The 20,177-nt window shown below is 64.8% G+C and carries 15 protein-coding genes; 5 read left to right on the forward strand and 10 right to left on the reverse strand.

Going from position 1 to position 20,177, the window contains the following annotated elements; genetic code table 11:
• Window positions 1-180: 180 nt before the first annotated feature.
• Window positions 181-1,158 (forward strand): GDP-mannose 4,6-dehydratase, encoded by a 978-nt coding sequence (locus EPL03_RS12560; protein ID WP_135829687.1) that lies wholly within the window; start codon window positions 181-183, stop codon window positions 1,156-1,158.
• Complete coding sequence (locus tag EPL03_RS12565) at window positions 1,155-2,507, forward strand: nucleotide sugar dehydrogenase (RefSeq protein ID WP_135829688.1); 1,353 nt, start codon at window positions 1,155-1,157, stop codon at window positions 2,505-2,507. The genes EPL03_RS12560 and EPL03_RS12565 overlap by 4 nt, the downstream gene beginning before the upstream one ends.
• A 69-nt stretch (window positions 2,508-2,576) precedes the next feature.
• Here EPL03_RS12565 and EPL03_RS12570 read toward each other — a convergent pair whose 3' ends face one another.
• Both EPL03_RS12570 and EPL03_RS12575 read right to left on the reverse strand, forming a co-directional pair.
• Complete coding sequence (locus EPL03_RS12570; RefSeq protein ID WP_135830004.1) at window positions 2,577-3,989, reverse strand: sugar transferase; 1,413 nt, start codon at window positions 3,987-3,989, stop codon at window positions 2,577-2,579.
• A 120-nt stretch (window positions 3,990-4,109) separates the two neighbouring features.
• Window positions 4,110-7,193 (reverse strand): LamG-like jellyroll fold domain-containing protein, encoded by a 3,084-nt coding sequence (locus EPL03_RS12575; protein WP_135829689.1) that lies wholly within the window; start codon window positions 7,191-7,193, stop codon window positions 4,110-4,112.
• 760 nt (window positions 7,194-7,953) lie between these two features.
• On the opposite strand from EPL03_RS12575, the gene EPL03_RS12580 reads away from it, so the two are divergent.
• Window positions 7,954-8,631 (forward strand): hypothetical protein, encoded by a 678-nt coding sequence (locus EPL03_RS12580; protein ID WP_135829690.1) that lies wholly within the window; start codon window positions 7,954-7,956, stop codon window positions 8,629-8,631.
• A complete protein-coding gene (locus EPL03_RS12585; protein ID WP_135829691.1) occupies window positions 8,624-9,898 on the forward strand; it encodes a DCC1-like thiol-disulfide oxidoreductase family protein in 1,275 nt (424 codons plus the stop codon). The genes EPL03_RS12580 and EPL03_RS12585 overlap by 8 nt, the downstream gene beginning before the upstream one ends.
• 45 nt (window positions 9,899-9,943) lie before the next feature.
• Here the strand turns inward: EPL03_RS12585 and EPL03_RS12590 are convergent, their stop codons facing one another.
• From EPL03_RS12590 to EPL03_RS12615, 6 genes are all read right to left on the reverse strand, one after another.
• Window positions 9,944-11,521 (reverse strand): VirB4 family type IV secretion system protein, encoded by a 1,578-nt coding sequence (locus tag EPL03_RS12590; protein ID WP_368277076.1) that lies wholly within the window; start codon window positions 11,519-11,521, stop codon window positions 9,944-9,946.
• Window positions 11,522-12,616, reverse strand: coding sequence for a tubulin/FtsZ family protein (locus tag EPL03_RS12595; protein WP_135829692.1), 1,095 nt, complete (start codon window positions 12,614-12,616; stop codon window positions 11,522-11,524).
• A gap of 90 nt (window positions 12,617-12,706) precedes the next feature.
• Window positions 12,707-13,762, reverse strand: coding sequence for a dipeptide epimerase (locus EPL03_RS12600; RefSeq protein WP_135829693.1), 1,056 nt, complete (start codon window positions 13,760-13,762; stop codon window positions 12,707-12,709).
• Window positions 13,759-14,850, reverse strand: coding sequence for a DUF1611 domain-containing protein (locus tag EPL03_RS12605; protein WP_135829694.1), 1,092 nt, complete (start codon window positions 14,848-14,850; stop codon window positions 13,759-13,761). The genes EPL03_RS12600 and EPL03_RS12605 overlap by 4 nt, the downstream gene beginning before the upstream one ends.
• 80 nt (window positions 14,851-14,930) lie before the next feature.
• Window positions 14,931-16,163 (reverse strand): YkvI family membrane protein, encoded by a 1,233-nt coding sequence (locus EPL03_RS12610; protein WP_210424995.1) that lies wholly within the window; start codon window positions 16,161-16,163, stop codon window positions 14,931-14,933.
• A 116-nt stretch (window positions 16,164-16,279) separates the two neighbouring features.
• Window positions 16,280-17,005, reverse strand: coding sequence for a helix-turn-helix domain-containing protein (locus EPL03_RS12615; RefSeq protein ID WP_135829695.1), 726 nt, complete (start codon window positions 17,003-17,005; stop codon window positions 16,280-16,282).
• Window positions 17,006-17,204: 199 nt separating this feature from the next.
• Between EPL03_RS12615 and aglM the strand changes: the two genes are divergently transcribed.
• A complete protein-coding gene (gene aglM / locus EPL03_RS12620; RefSeq protein WP_135829696.1) occupies window positions 17,205-18,497 on the forward strand; it encodes a UDP-glucose 6-dehydrogenase AglM in 1,293 nt (430 codons plus the stop codon).
• Between the two features lie 31 nt (window positions 18,498-18,528).
• Here aglM and EPL03_RS12625 read toward each other — a convergent pair whose 3' ends face one another.
• Both EPL03_RS12625 and EPL03_RS20045 read right to left on the reverse strand, forming a co-directional pair.
• Complete coding sequence (locus EPL03_RS12625; protein ID WP_135829697.1) at window positions 18,529-19,407, reverse strand: undecaprenyl-diphosphate phosphatase; 879 nt, start codon at window positions 19,405-19,407, stop codon at window positions 18,529-18,531.
• A 172-nt stretch (window positions 19,408-19,579) separates the two neighbouring features.
• Window positions 19,580-20,011, reverse strand: a complete 432-nt coding sequence (locus EPL03_RS20045; RefSeq protein ID WP_168216255.1) for a hypothetical protein — start codon at window positions 20,009-20,011, stop codon at window positions 19,580-19,582.
• Between the last annotated feature and the right edge of the window lie 166 nt (window positions 20,012-20,177).

A 20,177-nucleotide genomic window follows, 5' to 3' on the forward strand; every position in this document is an offset into this window, starting at 1 on the left:
GATAGTTGCTCAAGTACAACCGCACGTCTGAACTACGGAGCGAATGACTCACCGAGAAATCTCGCTCCGTGACTTTCGAAGAAATCGCTCGCTGCCCATCTGCGACCGGAGTACCAACACACTTCCGGAACTGCTTTCTGTCCGAAGTGCGCCACAGTCACGACAGATGGAGGGACCTAGATGACTATCCTCGTGACGGGCGGCAGCGGCTTCATCGGCTCGCACCTCGTCGACCACCTGCTCTCCGAGACCAACGACGACGTTGTCGTCTTCGACGACCTCTCGACCGGGACTGCCGACAACCTCGCACATCTCGACACCGACCGCGTCGATATCCGCGATGGCGACGTACGAGACGCAGATGCCGTCGTCGATGCGGTCGCCGACGCGGACGCTATTTACCATCTCGCGGCCGCGGTCGGCGTGAAGAACATCGTCGAGAAGCCCCTGACGTCTTTACAAACAAATCTTCAGGGTACCGAGAACGTCCTCGAAGCCGCGGCCGAAGACCGAACGCCCGTGTTCCTCGCCTCCTCGTCGGAAGTGTACGGCAAGTCCGAGGATTTCCCCTTCAGCGAGGACGACGACCGAGTGTTGGGTCCTACGTCGACCCCGCGCTGGAGCTACGCGGCCGCAAAGGCGACCGACGAGTTCCTCGCGCTCGCCTACCACGACGAACGGGATCTGCCGGTCGCGGTCGCTCGGTTCTTCAACGTCGTCGGCCCGCGCCAGACCGGACAGTACGGGATGGTCGTTCCGACGTTCGTCGAGCAAGCGCTGGCGGGCGAGGACCTCACGGTCTACGGCGACGGAACCCAGACCCGATGTTTCACGCACGTCTCCGACGCGGTCGAAATCACGCACGAACTACTGGACGCGGAGGTAGCACACGGCGAGGTGTTCAACGTGGGCTCGACCGAGCCGACCTCGATAAACGACCTCGCCGAGCGAGTGATTGAGGTCACGGGCACCGATTCGGAGATTACTCACGTTCCCTTCGAGGAAGTGTACGGCAAGGACTTCGAGGAGCCTGATCACCGCAGGGCCGACGTGAGTAAACTCCGCAAAACGCTCGGCAGGGTTCCGGAATCGAATCTCGACCGAATCCTGCACGACATCATCGACGAACGGACGAACGAGGCGGTCGTGTCCGAATGACGAACCTCCAATCACGACTCGAAGACAGAGCCGCCAAAGTCGGCGTCATCGGACTCGGTTACGTCGGGCTCCCGCTGAGCCTCGAACTCACGCGTGCGGGCTACACCGTCGCGGGCTTCGACATCGATGCCGACCGCGTCGCGGACCTGCAGGACGGCCTGAGCTACGTCGACGACGTGAGCGACTCCGAACTCGCGAGCGCTCTCGACGCGGGATTCACGCCCGACGACGACCCCGCAGTCGTCGCGGACTGTGACGCCTACGTTGTCGCCGTCCCCACCGGCGTCTCCGCCGGCGAGCCGGACATGGGTGCGGTCCGCGCGGCGACCGAAACCGTCGGCGAGCAGTCGGACGACCGGGACACGCTCGTCGTCGTCAGCAGCACCGTCTATCCCGGTGCGACCGACGAGGTCGTCACACCGCTGCTGAGCGAGTATCGCGACCCCGATAAGACCTACGTCGCGATGGTCCCCGAGCGACTCAACCCGGGTACTGACCACGCAGTCGAGGACATCCCGCTCGTCGTCGGTGCGAACGACGAGATCGCACGCTGTGCCGCCCGCACGTTGTTCGAGTCGTTCGTGACCGACACCCATCCGGTCGACTCCACGACCACAGCGGAGCTGACCAAGACGCTGGAGAACACCTACCGGATGGTGAACATCGCGCTCGTCAACGAACTCACCGCGTTCGCCGAGCGGTTCGACGCCGACGTGTGGGACGCCATCGAGGCCGCCTCGACCAAGCCGTTCGGCTTCCAGGCGTTCTACCCCGGCCCGGGCGTGGGCGGCCACTGCATCCCTATCGACCCGCAGTTCCTGACGTGGCGGGCCTCGGAACTCGAGACCGAACTCTCGTTAGTGGAGAACGCCCAGCGAATCAACGAGTGGATGCCCTCGGTCGTGGTCGACCGCATCGAGCAACTGCTCGCCGAACGGGGCGTCGAACCGGCCGAGGCGTCCATCGTGACGCTCGGCGTGGCGTACAAGCCGGACGTGGGCGACACTCGGCGGTCGCCCGCGCTCGAAATCTCGGAGCGACTGAACGAGGACGCGGGGGTTGTCGCAGTCGACCCGCACGTCCATCCGGATGAGGGCGACGTCGTGATCGCCAACTCGATTTCGGAAGTGCCGCTCGAAGACGCCGACGTTGTCGCGCTGCTCGTCGATCACGACGTCTTCGATTTCGACGAAGTCACGTCTCAGGCGTCGCTCGTCTTCGACGCGCGCGACGCGGTTCCAACCGACGGCGACGCGGAGGTCGTCACCCTCGGCGACGAAGCCAGAGGGGCCGACCGATTCGAGGACGCGGCTCGTGAACAGGAGATCGATTCGAAGCCCAATCGATAGGGAATAGGGAGAATCCGCAGCGTTCGTCTCTCGTCTTTTCGCTTGCTGGCGTATCGACGCGCCGCCCGCTCAATTGTTTCGTCCGACGCGAGCGATGTCGCGGAACACCTGCCAGAACTGGCGGGCGATGATCGTCACGTCGAACCAGAACGACTGCTGGCGGATGTACTCGAGGTCGTACTCAATCTTCCGAGCGGGCTCCTTTCCGGTCGCGTCGTTGATCTGTGCTAGCCCCGTCAGGCCCGGCTTCACGAACCACCGTTGCTTCCAGACGTTCACCTCCGAGAGGTAGTCCGGCTCGAGTTCGGTGATCGCCGGACGGGGACCGACGACGCTCATGTCGCCGATGAGAATTGACCAGAGCTGCGGGATTTCGTCGAAGTGCGTCTTCCGAAGGAACTCCCCGAGCGGCGTCTTCCGGTCGGTTTCGATGTCGAGGTCGACGTCACCATCCGGTTCAGGCTTCAATGTCCGGAACTTGTAGATACGGAACGTATCTCCGAACCGGTAGGTGCGTTCCTGCGTGAAGAATACAGGGCCGTGTCCCTCGATCTTGATCGCCAACGCGATCAGGAGGACGAGCGGGGAGACGGCGAGCAGCGCCGCTCCGGCGAACGCCACGTCGAACAGTCGCTTGAACAGTCGGTCTTGCCAGTCCCACGGGTCGAGATCGATCTCGACGATACTGTCATCCGTGTCGAGAGACGTCAATAGGGTTTCGGAGTGCTTTCGGGGCGCGAGCGCCTGAATCCCGAACTCGTGGCAGGCGTGAAGTGCGCCGAAGAACTCCGCCCGGTCGGCCTGCTTGAACGCCAGGACCGCCGTGTCGACGTCGTACTCGACGAGCACCTCGTCGAGGCGCGAGAGACCACCGAGGTACTCGAGGTCGTTCAACCGCGACTCTCCACTTCCGTCGGCGACGATCGTTCGAGCGTCTTCGGACTCATCGTCGAGATAGTACGGGCTCGGCGGTGCGACGTAGCCCACGACTGGAAGGTCGGTCGCTTCGAGCACGTCGTGGATCTCGCCGGGATCGTCGCCGACGACTATCACCCGCTCACGACCGGTAGGTTGGCGTCGGATGGCGACGAACCACGCCGGAAGCACCACGAGTAGGATCGTCACGGTCAGGGCTAGCGTCAGCCGGGGAAGCGGGTAGGTGTAGTCGAAGTACCCGGCAGTCGCCATCGCGAAGCCAGCGACGACCACGCGCTTCTGAGTGAGAAGGACCGTGTCGAACGCGGCGCGAGGACGCGGCTTGAATAACGGGAGGAGACAACCGAGGACGACGACGACGGTCGTCACCACTCCGAGGACGAGCGCGTTACCGCTGATGACAGACGTCGGGAGACGTCGCACTACTGGAATCATAGTAGACACCGCCGATTGGACTGTGGGAAGGTTCGCGACGACGACGGCGATGACCGACGCGAGGACGGTACCGACGACGCTCGCCACCCGGTACCGGTATCCGGAGACCATCACGCTATTCGCCGCAGGGGGTTTTCTTAAAAGCTGTGGACAACTATTCAGGCGGCAACGTTTGCGTAGGCGGCCAGCTATTCGGTCTGGATAGTCGACAGCTAGATCGTCGATTGGCTACTACTGATCCGTCTTGGTTACGTTCCCATTATTGGAGTAGAGATCAGTAACCTCGTCCGTCGAGAGCGGCCGCTCGTAGATCCGCAAGTCGTCTATCGCCCCGGGGAAGCTCTGACCGACCGAAAACGGATCGTCGTTACCCACATCGCCGCTCCACTGGGCTCGACCCACGACTGTACCGTCTAGATACAGCGTCACCGTCGACCCGTTCCACGTCAGCACCGCGTGGTGCCACTCCCCGTCGTCGACTCGGGGTCCGCGAACTATCGCTGCGCCGGGACCGTCACCGAGCCCACCCAATAACGTGCCGCGTGACATGGAGATCTGGTAGCCCGTCGTGTTCTCGAACGCCGTCGGTTCACCCTTGAGCGCGATGCGCGGATACTTCACGTCGTTCTCGTAGTCGACGCCCTCCTCGGCCCGGAACCATGTGGACAGCGTTGCGCTCTCGTTGCCGTCGATACTCGGCGAGGCGTCCGCACGAAGGCTGTCACTCTGATTCAGTGCAATCGCACTCCGGTTGTGGCCCTCGACCCACTCGCCACTGCCAACGTTCATGTGGTTCCCGGACCAGATGTCGTAGGCCGTGTCGTCATCAGAACTCTCGAAGGGCCAGTACGCGCCCGAGTCGCCGAGGAAGTTCACTTGCTCGCCCGACGAAACGTCGTCCTCGGACACTTCGACCGTTCTGTCACCGATATCGTAGCTACCCGAATAGGGGACTGTGAACTCGTAGATGCCGAACTCGTTCGTCGACACCGCGCGCTCGTAGGTGAACGACCCGCCCTCGATGTCGACTTCGGTACTCGTCGTCAGATTCGTATTCGGTTGGGCTTTCCCGGTGATGGTCGCACCCGGAACGGGGGTGAACGCCTTCACCGACTCGTCGTCGCTGGCGTACACCGCTCGGAAGTGGGCCGCGCCGTCGGCGTCGTTCGGCCCGCTACTCCCGTAGCGCTGGTGGAGCGTGGCGTAGTTGGTCACCGGCGACACCTCGCCCTCGGTTTCGACGTTCTTCGTGACGACGAACCCGGTCGGTCGGTCGCGGAGTCGCTCGTACCACGTCTCTGTGTCCGTATCGCTTAGGAACGCCTCGTAGTTCGCCTCTGCAAACCCGTACGTTCGCGACTCGCCGTTCACGAAGTAGTTGTACATCCGGTTGCGGCCCCACTGGCTGAACACGTAGTCGTCGGGATACTCCAGCGCGCGGTCGTCGGCGTCGCCGTCCATCCACGTCGCCGCCTGGAAACGCTCGTCGTCTATCTTCACCTGCTCGTTGCGGACCGCCGTCTGGACGCCGCCCACGCTGGCGACCAGCAGGAACATGACGGCCAGCGCGCTGGCGGTGCTTCGGCTCGGCAACCGGAGTGAGCGGTCCGTTCCCGTCGCCGACCCACCGTCCTGCCCCGGACCGCCGTCGGCCGTCGGGCGTCCATCCGTCCTCGGTCGCCCGCCCGGCGCTCGCCCCTCGCCGGTTTGGCCGAACGGGAGGGGTCTGGCCACGTCGAGTTTGGCCGCGAGCGCGACGAACCCCCATCCGGCAGCCACGGCGACGAAAGCCGAGAACTCGCCGACGAATCGCCGCTGGAGGGACGCCAGCAGCAGGAAGTACCAGCCGTAAGTCACCAACACCAGCCACGTCGGGTGGTCGCGGCGGTAGACCCGCAACGTCGCAAACGCCAGCACTGGAAGCCCGAGAAACCACACCAACCCGAGTTCGAGAATCGGCCCGAGGAAGAACCCCTGCGGGCCGCCCGCGAAGATAGACTGGTTCTCCGCGATGCCACCCCGGAACAGGAGGAAATCCAGACGGTCGTTCAGCACCGACGCGTACGACGGCAAGAAGGTGAATATCAGCGCGAGACCACCCAACCCGCCCGCGACTTCGGCCGCTCCGAGAACGAATGCGGGCATCCTGGCACGGCGAACGAGTTCGCCGAGCAACGCGACACCCGCGACGCCGACCAGCAGGAGGACCGGCGCGTACGCGACGACGTCGGCATGCCATCCGAATCGGACGTGAGCGAGATGCGTGAAGACCGCCGCGAGCGCCAGTCCGGCGAGTATCGGAGCGGCCGCCGTCAGCGGCGAGCGGTCGGCCCGAACGTCGGCTACGGCCCGAACTGCGACGTATACACCGATTGCGCCGACGAGGAGCGGACCTGCCTCCCACGCTAGCACCTGTCCCGTGACCGCAAACCCGAGAACGCCCGCAGCGAGCCACGGCCCGAGCGTCGAGAGGTCGTCGCGGTCCACGCGCGCCAGTCCGGCGAGCGCGACGGCGGTCAGCACGAGCCACGGGTAGTCGAACGCGTGGTGGTCGGCGAACCCCAAACCGGTCCGGTATGCGAACGACGGGACGACCGCGAGCAGGAGGACGGACGCGACTCCGACGCGAGGGTCGCCCGTGACGCGGACCGCGAGTACGTACACGAGCGCGGCGGTGACGACGGCCGCGACGGCGGGATACCACGCCAGCACTGCGCCAGCCACGTCGGCCCCGCCGAGCAGATTCGTCACCCACCACAGCGTACCGACCATCAGGGGTTCGCCCTGCGCGACGGCATTTGGAAGTCCGGAGAGGACACTAAAGTCGAAGACGCCTGTCGCCTCCGACGCGAGCTGTTCGACCCAATAGCGGTAGTAGTAGGGGTCGTTCGACGGGAGGACGACGTACTCGCCCCGGAACACGCTCGGGAAGATGTACGTCCGCATCAGAGCGACGAACGCCAGCGCGCCGGCGAGCGCGCCAGCCTCGACGCGCGAGACCGACGGCAGCCACGCGGAGACCCCAGAGAGAGACGGCGACGGCAGTCCGTCGTCGGGGACGGCTCCGGCCTCGTCGTCGGTCTCGCCGTCGAGACTCGCTTGGACAGCGCGAGGGTCGGCGACCTCGTACTCGTCGCCGTCGTCGACGACCACGCCTCGGGAGACGAGTTCGCCGAAGGTCCCCGAGTCGACGGGGACCTCGTCGAAGGTCCAGCCCTCGGCGTCGGCGTCGACCGCGAGGACCTCGCGGAGCTCCGATTCCAGATGGGGTTTCTCCGCGAGGAGGTCGTCGGTCGCCTCGCGCACGTCGGTCATGGTGGTCGAATCTCGTGACGGGTGCTTAAACGCTACGACAACCGTAGACAATTCAAAGTCAAACCTATAACCCAGGATATTGAACTGACATGTATAGAGGATACAAATACCGACGGCTGGCTGGAACTCGGAGACGGCTATTCCTCGTCAGTTCTGAGGTAGGGCTACAGAACGTCCTTGGCGAGATTACGGATGGCGACCTCATCCAATTACCGAACAGGTTCAGCGCGTCGAGCGACGTGACTATTGAGACGAGGTGTTGTCTGCGTGGGTCATCGACAGTCTCTGTGAGTCTTCCAGAGACGAATTTCGAGAACATGACGCTCAAGTTAAACGCCCGGCGGACCTCATGGACGTGGCAATCGGGTCAAGTACCGTTGCCGTGAATGGAGCCTCCATATCTCTGAAGGGAGGCCGAAATATATTCGAAACTACTGTTACTGTTAATGAGAATAGCTTCCGTGGATACGGACTGGCGTACGGGAAATCCCGTTCGACAGCAGTGCCACTAGGGAAATTGTCAATGCGCTGATTAGGAATCTAGTGACAGGAATACGATAGACAATACGGTTGGCGACATCGCGTAGTTTGCTGGCCAACTTCACATCTGACGGGGGACGCGTTGACCAATTTAGCATTCTTCTCTCTCTGTGTGTTATAGGACTTAGCGTGTCAGAACCAAGTTCAGCAGGGTGTCGCTAACCGAACTGATATCGGCATATCGAAATAATTAAATCAGTCGATTAGAACGAAACTGAGTATGGTACTGCTGTCCTTATTATCTCACGGGACACCTTTAATGATACAAATACTGATTCGGTTCCTCTCACCAATCGGTGATTACATCGTTGTTGGCTTTTTCTTCGGATTCTTCATTATCGCTGGTATCGCAATTTGGCTTCGGCAGAAACCATACGTAAAACCGTCATTCTTTGCCTTTTTCTTCACGTGCTTAATCGTCGTGAACATCGTTGGAATACCAGTACTTCCAGCGGTATCCATGCACAAATTCCCGAATTCCGCGCCTGAGGAGCGGGCCACATCTGATATTCGCCTGGTAGACGCTCAAGGGAACGAACTCCCCTATGACGCACGAGCAGTCCCCCCGCTAGCTGACAACTATGTAAGCGTCATCGGAGACCAGATGCTGGCCGGGATGACTGAAGCAAAACGACAACAGGCTGCAGCCTATCTCTTCGAAGAAGCAGTCGAATATCGAAACGAGTTCAAATCTGATTCGATTATCCGGCTTGAGCGGTTTTCGTATCCACAACACGCACTCGCGTACAGATGGAATGAAAGTAAGTTAGAGGAATACGGAGAATTCGTGAAATTACGAGTATATGATGAACGCATTGTATATACAGAAGACGGGAGCGAAATTAGGACACACGAAACAGAATTAGTGTTGGAATTTGACTTCGAAAACCATGATTAGAGATATATTCATCAATTATTTCCAGGATGACACACGGGGGTCACCAGTCAACCTTGCTGTTGCACGAATTATTCTCGGAATGTATATCGTCTGGCGTGCGCTCTCAATAGAGACAACTGCATTCTACGAGTGGCCCTACATCCTCGGGTACGAACGATACCGCTGGTTACTCATTTCTGATCCTATACAGCTCGCACCACTCGCAAAATACGCGCTTGTCATCACTGCGACGTTATTCACCGTAGGGTATCGAACCCCGGGGACTGCGTTCATAAGTTCCATCTTCATCGCATATCTGGGGGGAATCCAGTTCCTATGGAACATTTCTGGCGAAACAGAAATGCTATTTATAGCCATCTATTTTCTCATATTCTTCGCATTATATAGTGAGCAAGACTATCTGTCGGTCGACAGTGTTCGAGGCACTCGTCAAAAAACCCTCCAAGAACTGAATTCGCATCTCCAAACACCAACTCTCCGAGACTTCTCTGCTACTCCCTTAAAGTGGGGATTGCTCGTGATAGGGGTTATTTACTTTGGTGCAGGATTGACGAAAATCCTTAATGGTTCTATTTGGACTTGGACAGATGCTGCGAATCAAGGTAGATATCTGCTACAGTATAAAACCGATCTACATCGAGAATTCGTTATCGGAGAACTCCTGCTCGATAACCATCACGTACTTGAACTATTGGCATGGCTCACGGTCGTTAGTGAGATTGGGTTTATCATCGCTATCATTGCAGGGCTCTCCATCACACCACTCGTGATAGGGCTCTGTCTCCTGCATACCGGTATCGCCCTGTCTTTGGGATTAATCTTTCTCGATCTGCCTCTTTTCCTCTTCCTCTTTTTCAGCTATGATAAAGTATACGAGAAAATCGTACTGGACCGACAGCTTGAGATCGTGTATGACGACCACTGTTATTTCTGCGTCCGCTCGCTGTACCTATTTAAATATTTAGATATAAATCAGTCGATTAAATTCACACCAAACACAGCCGCTGAAGAGTCTGACTACGGTGAGGTGGATTTCACTGGCGCAATGTATGCTTTTGATGAGCAAAAGAACTCCTATGAAGGATATTGGGCTTTCAGGGAATTATTACGCCAGTTTCGAATTTTTGCGCTCATTGTCATGCTGATGCGTGTCAAACCGGTTTCTAGAATCAGTGAACGAATCTATCAATATATCGCGGACCGCTGTGGCCAGATTTTTGTGTGTTCTCTAGAAAACGCAGAAAATGCAGACGAATCGCTAGATTAAGCCGCGCGTCTTAACCATTCAAATAATCATATATTATTATTTTTATTAGTTAGCTCCATCAATGACCTTCGTCTCGAAATCACTCGCTCGAACCCGAAGCGGGAACCACCCCTCTTCGTCGATGCCGAGCAACGCCTCCGAAAACCCGTCGTCCTCGTTGCCCGCCTTCGTGGTCCGGACCCAGTTCACCTCGCGGTCGTTCAGGTCGAACCACTCGGCGAGCTTCTCGGCCTCTTCTTTCACGCGATGAATCAACGTCACGGAACACAGGTTCGCAATCGTTCGCGCCTCGGGTGTCAGCGAGAACTCCCCGCCAGTCTGGGTGATGAACTGAATCGAGAGGTCGTAGTGGCGACTGTGCCGTACTGCCGTCTCCAGGAACTCCATCGAGGTCGCGTCGTTCATCAGGTAGTGAGCTTCGTCAATGACGAACACGACGCGCTTGTCGATCTGTTTCGCTCGCTCGTACACCGCGTTGAACAGCACCTGCATCATCAGACTCGTCTCCGTTCGCCCCCGCGTTCCCTCCTCTTGGTGGAGGTCCAGATAGAGGACTTTCGAGTCGAGGTCGAACTCGGTCTGCCGTGCGAGATTGGCGAGATCACCGTCGATGCGAAACGACGGGCGGAGATCCTTCAACAGCGACTGGGCGTCGCTCTGGACGCTCTCCTGTTCGCCGGCAGTCGCGTACCCGAACGATTCGGGGTCGTCCAGTAAGTCTTCGAGGACTGCAATCACGTCCCGGACCGTCGGCGACGTATTGCCATGCGTCGACGGGTCCCGAGTAATCCCCCGACACTCGTAGGCCTCCTGAACCGCTCGGCGTAGCGTCTGTTTCCGTTCGCCGAGCGGGTTGGTAGCGACGTGGGCGAAGAACATCTCGAAGAAGGTGAGTACCCACCCTATCTGCTCGCCCCACGGGTCCAAGTCGGAGACGTCCGCGAGCACCGAAGCCGGGGTTGCTTTCAATTCGAGTGGATTGAATCCTCGCGTCCCACCGACGGTCACGCGCTCGCCTCCGAGCGTGTCGTTCACGCCGGCGAATCCCGCCAGGGGGTCGAGCATCACGATAATCGATTCCTCGTCGTACATCGCCCGCCGCGTGTGGTGGAGTTTCGTCGAGAAAGACTTGCCCGCGCCGAGCGTTCCGATGACCATCATGCAGTAGCCCGTTTCTCGATTGAACCGATCGAGAATCAGCGGACTCTCGTTGAGCGCGTACGTCCCGTACTCGATTGCGGGCTCGGCGAACGCGCCCGAGACGAACGGGAACATCGCGCCGACCGCGCCGCTCAACATCGGCGTCGTCGTGTCCATGGTCTCGTTTAGCTTGTCGACGCCGACGGGACTCCCCGAGATGCGGGTGTCCAGTTGGGACCAGCGCGGCGTGACAGGCGTCAGGTTCGCAGGCGAGCGCCGTGCCGTGCTGGTGACGGCATCTGTTCCGAGGTCCTCCTGGGTCGATTCGCGCGGGGGAGATACATCGAACGCCTTGGTCGGCGTGTTCCAAAGGGAGTCGTACAGCTCTCGGTAGTCTTCGAGGTCCTCAATTCGGTTTTCGGGCGAGTCGACCGGCTCACGGATTCGCCGCGATCCGACGGCGAACCGTTGACGCCCAACCACTCAGACGTCGGTCGTCCGCAACTCGTCGATGCGGGGCGCGTCCCGAATCCCGGCCAGCACGACCAGCACGGCGAGTTCGTCCCCGCCCGGAACGGGGTCATCGCCGGTGCGCAACTGGACCGACCCCATCTCCTCGGACAGCCAGTTCTGCCCGTCCGAGATGGCCGACTGGTTGAGCCAGTCGGGCGGCCCGGCGACCACCAGCAGGCCGCTGGTCGCCGCGTCGAGCGGGCAGTCGAACGTCAATCGGCCGTTCGCGGCCCGGCGAAGCGTCGTCTCGACGGCCTTGATGGCCGTCACCTCGTCGACCGACTCCTCGGTCGAGGAGACCAGCCCGCGGACGCGGCCGAGTAGCGAGTCGTCGTCCGACGCCCCCTCGTCGCCGACCGCCTGACGCGCGTAACCGATGGTCGCCAGCCCGCCCGCTTCGAGGGTCGCGATGACCTCGCTGGCGTCGACGACGCGCTGGCCGACCGAGTCCGCGGTCGCGGCCTCGCCCGCGCCGAACAGCGCGCCGAGTCGCTCGGCGAGCGTCCGGTTCAACTCGGCGGCCGCGTCCGCGATGGACTCGTCGGAGCCGAGCCACGCGTCGTTGTCGAAGACGAGCTGGGCGTCGACCGCGCCGTGGAGCGACTGGAGGCCCCGGGCCGCGTTCTCGGCCGGGACCTCCTCGTGGGCGGCCGGCAGAACGGAGACCGCGTACACCGGCCGGTCGTACACCTCCCGGAGCGACTCGGCGAGTTCGGGCGTCGCGACCCCGCCGGTCCCGCCGCCGAGTCCGGCCACGAGCACGATGGCGGCCGCGTCCGAGGAGACGGCCGGGTCGACCGCGCGGCGCGTCTCGACGAGGTCGGCCTCGACCGCGGCGGCGGCCCGCGCTCGATTCCCCGCAGTTCCGTTCCCGCCGGTCTCGACCTGTCCGAAGAGGTGTCGTGCCTCCTCGGGGACGGCCTCGAGGTCCGAGAGGGCGGCGCGGTCGGTGTCCAGGGCGCGAACGCCGGCGAGGTACGACGCCGACCGGGACTCGTCGTCCCGACGGAGCGCGTCGACGATGCGCCCGCCCGCACCGCCGACGCCGATGGCTACAACGCGCATGTCAGGACGTTCAGACGGGGGCCTCAAAAGCGCTCCCCTGCGCGGTTCGGCTCGACCCGGCGGCGCGCTCGGCGTCCTGCCGGCGACCGCCTACTCGCGGGGCGTGACGCCGTGGCCCGGCCCCGAGATGCGATGGGTGGGCCCGCCGCCGCTGTCGACGACGTCCTCGGCGAGCAGGCGGTTCCCGTCGAGGTCGACGTAGGAGAACGCGCCCGTCCCGGCGACGACGTGAGCGCTGGTGTGGATGCCGACTGCGCTCTCGAGCATGCAGCCGACCATCAAATCGAGGTTGGCCGCCTGCGCGACGGCCGCGATGTCCGCGACCGCGAGCGGCCCCGACTTGCCCAGCTTCGCGTTGAGCACGTCGGCGGCCTCCTCGCGGACGATTCGGACCGCGTCCTCGGGCGTGAACACCGCCTCGTCGGCCGCGATCGGGACCCGGACGAGGTCGCGGGCTCGCGCGAGCCCGGCGACGTCGGCCGCCGGCACGGGCTGCTCTATCAGGTCGAGGTCGACGCCGCGCTCGCGGACCGCGTCGGCGAACCGGGCCGTCTCCGCGGGCGACCAGCCCTGATTGGCGTCGACCTTCAGCGCGGCCCCGGGCGCGGCGTCGGCCACCGCGACGACCCGCTCGACGTCCGACGCCACCTCGGAGCCGGTCTTTATCTTGAGGTGGCTGTACCCCGATTCGGCCGCGCGGGTCGCGCGCTCGCTGGCGGTCTCGGGGTCGACGATGGGAATCGTCAGGTCGGTCTCGACGGGCTCGGGGCGGCCGCCGAACAGCTCCGAGAGCGCCAGTCCGCGCTCCCGACAGTACGCGTCGAGCACGGCCGTCTCGACCGCGAACAGCGCCGAGACCATCCCCGGGAACGTCGACCGGAGGTCCGCGACCAGCGCGCGGTAGTCGCCGACGTCGCGGCCCTCGACCACGTCGGCCGCCGCCCGAGCGGTCTCGATGGCCGCCGACTGGGTCTCGCCCGTCACCGGCGGGAGGGGCGACCCCTCGCCGTAGCCCGTCGTCCCCGACTCGGTCTCGACGGTCGCGAGGAGGTTCGACGCCTCGCGCTGGGTGCCCAGCGATATCTCGAACGGCGCTTCCAGCGGCAGGTCCAGCCGCCGGACCGACAGGGAGGCGATCTCGCTCATTCGCCGGTCACGCTCCCTGCGTCCTCGGCCGTCCCGCGTCCGTCCGCGAGCCCCGCCCGGACTGCGGACAGCAGCGCCGCCGGGCCGCCGTCCTCGTAGACGTTCGCCACCGGGAGGTCGTGGCGCTCACCCTCGACCGCGGAATCGCCCCACGTCGAGACGGCGACCACGTCGGCGTCCGAGAGGTCCTCGACCAGTCGGCGCTCGGCGTCGACGCCCTCGACGGCGAACGACTCGAAGTGGGTCCGGGCGGTGCGGCCGGGCTCGTCGGCGAGCACGACCGCGTCCGGCCACGACCCGTGGAGTATCGACAGCGTGACCCCGGAGTAGGCGCGGTGGGTCAGCGACGCCTGCCCCTCCACGAACACCAGGTCGTGGTCCGCGCCGACCGCCGCGACCGCGTCCTCGACGACGCCCGCCGCGAAGTCGGCGGGCACGCGGTCGACGACGACGCCCTCGTGTGCGCCGACCATGATGCCGGTCTGGCCGGTCGCGACCCACCCGGCGTCCAGGCCCGCCTCGCGGGCGGCCCGATACAGCTCGAAGGTGGTCGTTCGCTTGCCGACCGCACAGTCCGTGCCCAGCGTGAGCACGACGTCGGCGGCCACCTCGTCGACCGAGCCGTCGCCGACGCGCAGCTCGTCGCCGCCGGGCGGTTTCCGGACGTCGAACAGCCGCGCGCCGTGCTCGTCGGCCAGTTCCGTCCAGCGCTCGTCCTCCGAGAGGAAGACGTGGAGCCCGGAGACGACGTCACAGCCCGCGCGAATCGCGTCCTCGATGTCGGCGACCCAGGCGTCGGGCAGGTCGCCGCCCGCCGGCGCGACGCCGATCACCAGCGCCCGCGCATCGGGGGCCGCGTCGAGGGCCGCCTCGACCGACTCGACGATGGGAACGTCGGGCGCGTCGTCGGTCCCGAGCACGTCCGCCGGAGTCCGGCCGGCGGTCTCGGCGTCGACGACCGCGCGGGCGTCGAAGAGTTCGCTGTGCGTGACGACTCCGTTGGCGGTCTTGCCCCCGGTCTCGCCGAACTCGCCCTCCGCGAGGACGATCGCGGGCACCGGGACGTCGAACTGCTCTCGGAGGTTCATGGCGTCGGGGGTTCGGACGCCCGCTTCTAAACGTCACCCCCTCTCATAGAAGGTACGGAGGGAAGGAGCGACCGATAGCGTCAGTCGTCGGAGCGAGCGGTCGCGGCGCTCGACCCGTCGGAGCCGAAAAAGCCCGAGCCCCAGTCGGGGTTGCGGATGCGGACCACGCCAACCGTGAGCAGCGGGACCGCGAACAGCGCGATGAGGACGTACGCCATCATCGTGTACCCCTGCGAGACCAGCGCGATGATGCCCACCCGCGAGAGCACGAGCGCGCCCACCAGCACGCCGACCGACAGCAGTCCGGCCTGGAGACTCGACAGGTTGGTCTGGCCCTCAAGCGGGCCGACGCCGACGTCGGCGATGTTCTCGTCGACCCGGTCGACCAGCGCGTGGATGAGGCCGACGCTGGTCTCGATGAGCGTCCAGCCCATCACGACGCCGTAGAACGCGATGAGCGCGGGACCGCCCACGCTCTCTAACACGGGGAGCCACGGCACCGACGCGCCCATGACCTCCTCGGACGGGTAAAAGCCCATGAACGAGACGTACGTCAGCGCGAACGGGATGGTCATCAGCGCGCCCGCGAGCAGTCCCGAGACGACCGACTCGCGCCGGGACGTCTGGCGGTCGAGCGCGAAGAACACGGCCGGGAACACCACGAGGTTGTACCCGACGTAGAGGACGCCCGACTGGAGGACCGACAGCGCGCTCGCGTCGCCGACGTACGACGTGTCGCCCGACGCGAAGACCGCGGTGACGTCGCCCCACGTCTGGGTGAGCACCACGACGCCGAACAGGACGTACGCGAGGTAGAGGAAGGTCGTCCCGCCGGTCTTGAACCGCTCGATGAACGACTCGCCGGCGTAGCTGAGCACGCCGACCACGACGACGACCAGGCTGACGCCGACCAGATACGGGATGCCGATGGTCTGTTCCATGATGTTGCCCGCCGCCGACGCCATGATGGCGATGACCAGCACCGCCATCACCAGGAACACCACGTCGAACGCCGGCCAGAGCCGCCCGATGAGCTGCTCGATGAAGCTCTTGTAGTCGTAGACGCCGAACGTCCGTGCGACCTCGAAGGTCAACACCGCCATCACGGTGAACCCGACCCAGATGCCGACCACCGCGAGCCAGCCCGCAGCGCCGTACTGTGCGCCGTAGGTGACTATCTCCCGCCCCGTCGCGTACCCGCCGCCGATGAGCACCGACTGGAGGATGATAGCCGGCAGGAGTATCTTCCCGAACGGCCCCTCGGTGAGCCGCTCGAACAGTCCCTCGTCAGCTCCCCTGTCGCTCGTTGACATACGACGAGATGAATGCTAATCAACCAGCATATAGCCACGACCTATCATGGAAGGGACGTTCCGGGTCTCGTCGGCTCGGAGTCGACTGGCCCCCGATTCGGAGCCGGTCGAGGGCGTCAGCCGTCGGGGTCGAGGAGCTTCGCCTCGGCCTTCCGGAGGTGTTCGAGCACGGTCGGTTTCGCCACGTCCAACTGTTCGGCGAGTTCCGTCGCCGACGTCTCGCGGGGCCACGAGTAGTAGCCCTCGCGCCGGGCGAGTTCGAACACCTCCAGCTGGCGCTCGGAGAGTCGATTCCCGGTCTCGGACGCGCTCGCAGTCGTCTCGGGCGACTTCATCCCCCGAACGGTGATCTCGGCGTCCATCTCCCGGCGAATCTCGTCGAGGCGAGTCCGGACGGTCTGGCGGGACGCCGTGACGACCACGGTCCAGTACTCGTAGCCGTCGGAGATGCGTATCTCCTCGTCCGGGATGAACCCCCGAGAGAGGAACGCGTCGTGGATGCTGTTGGCCGAGTCGTAGCGCACAAGCAGTTCCTCGGTGACGTTACCCGCGGCGTCGGTCCGGAGGTTCGGATTGAAGAAGTGGTGAATCCGCTCGACGCGCTGGGTCAGTTCGGACTCGGCGATTGCCTCGACCAGCGCATCGATCTCGTCGTGGGTGTCGGCGTACGCCGTGAGCCGGGCGTTAATCAGGTCCTCGACCTCGTGGACGCTGTGGGCGAGCAGGCCCGCGTCGACCGCCGCCGTCGTCTCCAGCGTCCAGCACTCGGGATGCCAGACTTCGAGCGTGAGTTGGCTCGTCTCGTCCCCGCCTCCGCCCACCGGTTCGTGAGACGTTCCCATTACCGTACCACACTGGACCCTCCACGTAAGGGTTTGGTTCGAGAGCGGGGCCAGTCCGGAACCGCGAGCCGCGAGTCCGAGGGCGTTCTCCCGGAGACGCCGAGAGGCCGGAACCGAGCCGCTGGCCTCGTCCGTAACGGGACACTACGTCGTCAATCGACCCGAAACCTCAAGGAAATACCCGAAGACCGAACGAACGATGAACGTCAGCATCGTCGGCAGCGGCTACGTCGGCACCACGGTCGCGGCCTGCCTCGCCGAGGACGGCCACGAGGTGACCAACGTCGACATCGACGAGGGCGTCGTCGCCGCCATCAACGGGGGCGACGCGCCGATTCACGAACCCGGCCTCGACGACCTGCTCGCCGAACACGGCGGCGACCGGCTGCACGCGACCACCGACTACGGCGCGGTCGTCGACACCGACGTCACCTTCCTCGCGCTCCCGACGCCCGCCCGCGAGGACGGCAGCATCGACCTCGGCGCGGTCGAGGCGGGCGTCCGATCGCTCGGCGAGGCGCTCGCCGGCAAGGACGACCCACACCTCGTGGTGGTCAAGTCGACCGTGATTCCGGGAACCACCGAGGAGACGGTCGCGCCGCTGCTGGCCGAGACCTCGGGCAAGACGCTCGGCGAGGACCTCCACGTGGCGATGAACCCCGAGTTCCTGCGCGAGGGCAGCGCCGTCGCCGACTTCCGGGACCCCGACAAGGTAGTGTTCGGCGCGTACACCGACCTCGCGCGCGAGCGCCTCCGGGACGTGTTCGAGCACCTGCTCGCCGATTCCGAGGCCGCGCTGGTCGAGACCGGCATCCGGGAGGCCGAGATGATAAAGTACGCCAACAACGCCTTCCTCGCGTCGAAGGTCAGCCTCGTCAACGACATCGGGAACGTCTGCAAGGAGTACGGCGTCGACGCCTACGAGGTGGCCGAGGCCATCGGGCTCGACGACCGCATCGGCGAGCGCTTCCTCCGGAGCGGCGTCGGCTGGGGCGGCAGTTGCTTCCCGAAGGACGTGGCCGCGCTGGTCGCCGCCGCCCGCGAGGCGGACTACGAGCCGGCGATGCTGGCGGCCGCAATCGAGGTCAACGACCGCCAGCCCGAGCGCATGCTGGACCTGCTCGACGACCACGTCGACCCCGCCGGCGAGCGCGTGGCCGTCCTCGGCCTCGCGTTCAAGCCCGGCACTGACGACGTGCGCAACTCCCGGGCGATTCCGGTCGTCGAGGGCCTGCGCGAGCGCGGTGCCACGGTCGCGGCCTACGACCCGGTGGCGACCGAGACCATGCGCGAGCGCTTCCCCGAAATCGAGTACGCCGACGCCGCCGGGGAGGCCCTCGACGGCGCGAGCGCCGCGCTGGTGGTCACCGACTGGGACGAGTTCGCCGCCCTCGACGACGAGTTCGACCGGATGGCGACCCCGGTCGTGGTGGACGGTCGCCGAATCGTCGAGCCCCGCGAGGGCATCACCTACGAAGGGCTGACGTGGTGACCTGCGGCGTGGGCCGCGAGTCGCGCGCCGACTACACCGCCAGTCCCGCGCCGCCGGCCACCGCCAGCGCGCCGAGGCCGACACAGACCCCCCAGAAGGGGACGCGCTCGACCACCCGCATCAGCGCGTCGATGGTGAGATAGCCCACGAGCGCGGCGGTCCCGAGCGCGAGCAGGGCCGGCACGGGCGCGACCGCCGGCACGCCCTCGTCGACGACGACGAGGACGCCCGCGGCCAGCGCGGCCGGAATCGACAGCAGAAACGAGAGCCGGAACGACGAGGGGCCGTCGTGGCCCCGGAACAGCAGGGCCGACGCCGTGGTGCCCGACCGCGAGACGCCCGGCAGGATGGCGAGTCCCTGCAGCGCGCCCACCACCACGGCGTCGACGAGGTCGGGCGCGTCCCGGCCGCCGAAGCCCACGCCGGCGGGGCGGAGCCAAGCGCCCCAGCCCGCCGACTCGGCGTCGTCGGCGACCCGCAACAGGACGCCGGTCAGCACCAGCAGGACGCCCACGAGCGCGACGAACGCCCCGCCCGTGAGCGCCGAGACGACGTGGTCGAGCGTGGCGTAGGCCGCGATGCCGACCGTGCCGGACGCCAGCGTGGCGACGCCCAGAAACGAGAGCGTGACCGTCTCGTCGGCGTGCGGGTCGGTCGAGGATGCGAACGCCGACCTCGGCCGCCAGTCGGGGAGCGCGGCCAGCACGTCGGCGAGTTCCTCGCGGTAGTACACCGTGGCCGAGAGCGCGGTCCCGACGTGGAGGAACAGCGAGAACTGGACTGCGACCGCGGGAGACTCGCCCAGCGCGGTCAGGAGGACGGTGAGGTTGCCCTCGCTGGAGATGGGCAGCCACTCGAAGATGCCCTGCAGGGCTCCGGCGACGACGGCGACGAGCGCGGACCGGTCCATGCTGGTTTGGCGAGAGTGCGGGGCCAAAAGTGGGTCGGTTTCGGGGCTTGGAGCGTGGAGTCCGTCGGGGAGACGCTACTGACCGTCGGAACGAATCGCCGGGGACGGCGGAGCTAGCTACTGCCGAAAACTACGGGAGGGCGCATCCGCACGCCCTCGTCGTCGGTCGCAGTCACTCCGCGTCGGCGAACAGCCGGACCACGACCAGCGCGGTCAGGGTCGGCGCGAGCGCGAGCCAACCCATCCCACCGACGGTGGCGAGCAGTTCCCAGACGTAGAGCAGGCCGGGCGCGCCGACCAGCGCGACGCCGACGGCGAGTCCGACCGCCGCGCGGGCCCACGCCAGCGCCTCCGGCCCGGCCCAGACGACCGCGACCGCGTCGAGGGCGTCCGCGACCGCCACCGCGACCAGTCCCCACGACGCGTCGACCCGAATCGGCTTCGAGACCTTCTCGGGGGGCTCGGGCACCGGAAAGACGAGTCGGACGCGCTCGGGCAGGTGAACCTCCGGAAGCGTGATCGGCGGCAGCGAGAACGACAGGCCGGCCGACGCCTCGTCGTCGTGGGGGTCGCGCGACCGCGACTCGTCGGAATCGTCGGCCATGTCGGGCGACTACGGCCGCCCGGTGCAAAGAAGTACGCCCCGCTCGGGTGGTCGTGTTCGGAAAAGCGACCGGAGCCGAGTGACCGCGAACGCCCCGGCGGCCCCGTCCACGGCAGCCTCGCCCTCTTCGCACCCCGCTTGTGACGAGCCTGGCCGTGGCGTCCGA

The organism is Halorussus halobius (assembly GCF_004765805.1).
GTDB lineage: Archaea > Halobacteriota > Halobacteria > Halobacteriales > Haladaptataceae > Halorussus > Halorussus halobius.

Excerpts from the sequence above, each read along its gene's own strand:
- EPL03_RS12575 (WP_135829689.1), bottom strand. The coding sequence starts at position 7,193 with ATGACCGACGTGCGCGAGGCGACCGACGACCTCCTCGCGGAGAAACCC.
- EPL03_RS12615 (WP_135829695.1), bottom strand. The coding sequence starts at position 17,005 with ATGGGAACGTCTCACGAACCGGTGGGCGGAGGCGGGGACGAGACGAGC.
- aglM (WP_135829696.1), top strand. The coding sequence starts at position 17,205 with ATGAACGTCAGCATCGTCGGCAGCGGCTACGTCGGCACCACGGTCGCG.
- EPL03_RS12580 (WP_135829690.1), top strand. The coding sequence starts at position 7,954 with ATGGTACTGCTGTCCTTATTATCTCACGGGACACCTTTAATGATACAA.
- EPL03_RS12600 (WP_135829693.1), bottom strand. The coding sequence starts at position 13,762 with ATGAGCGAGATCGCCTCCCTGTCGGTCCGGCGGCTGGACCTGCCGCTG.
- EPL03_RS12605 (WP_135829694.1), bottom strand. The coding sequence starts at position 14,850 with ATGAACCTCCGAGAGCAGTTCGACGTCCCGGTGCCCGCGATCGTCCTC.
- EPL03_RS12570 (WP_135830004.1), bottom strand. The coding sequence starts at position 3,989 with ATGGTCTCCGGATACCGGTACCGGGTGGCGAGCGTCGTCGGTACCGTC.
- EPL03_RS12585 (WP_135829691.1), top strand. The coding sequence starts at position 8,624 with ATGATTAGAGATATATTCATCAATTATTTCCAGGATGACACACGGGGG.
- EPL03_RS12625 (WP_135829697.1), bottom strand. The coding sequence starts at position 19,407 with ATGGACCGGTCCGCGCTCGTCGCCGTCGTCGCCGGAGCCCTGCAGGGC.
- EPL03_RS12610 (WP_210424995.1), bottom strand. The coding sequence starts at position 16,163 with ATGTCAACGAGCGACAGGGGAGCTGACGAGGGACTGTTCGAGCGGCTC.
- EPL03_RS12595 (WP_135829692.1), bottom strand. The coding sequence starts at position 12,616 with ATGCGCGTTGTAGCCATCGGCGTCGGCGGTGCGGGCGGGCGCATCGTC.
- EPL03_RS20045 (WP_168216255.1), bottom strand. The coding sequence starts at position 20,011 with ATGGCCGACGATTCCGACGAGTCGCGGTCGCGCGACCCCCACGACGAC.
- EPL03_RS12560 (WP_135829687.1), top strand. The coding sequence starts at position 181 with ATGACTATCCTCGTGACGGGCGGCAGCGGCTTCATCGGCTCGCACCTC.
- EPL03_RS12565 (WP_135829688.1), top strand. The coding sequence starts at position 1,155 with ATGACGAACCTCCAATCACGACTCGAAGACAGAGCCGCCAAAGTCGGC.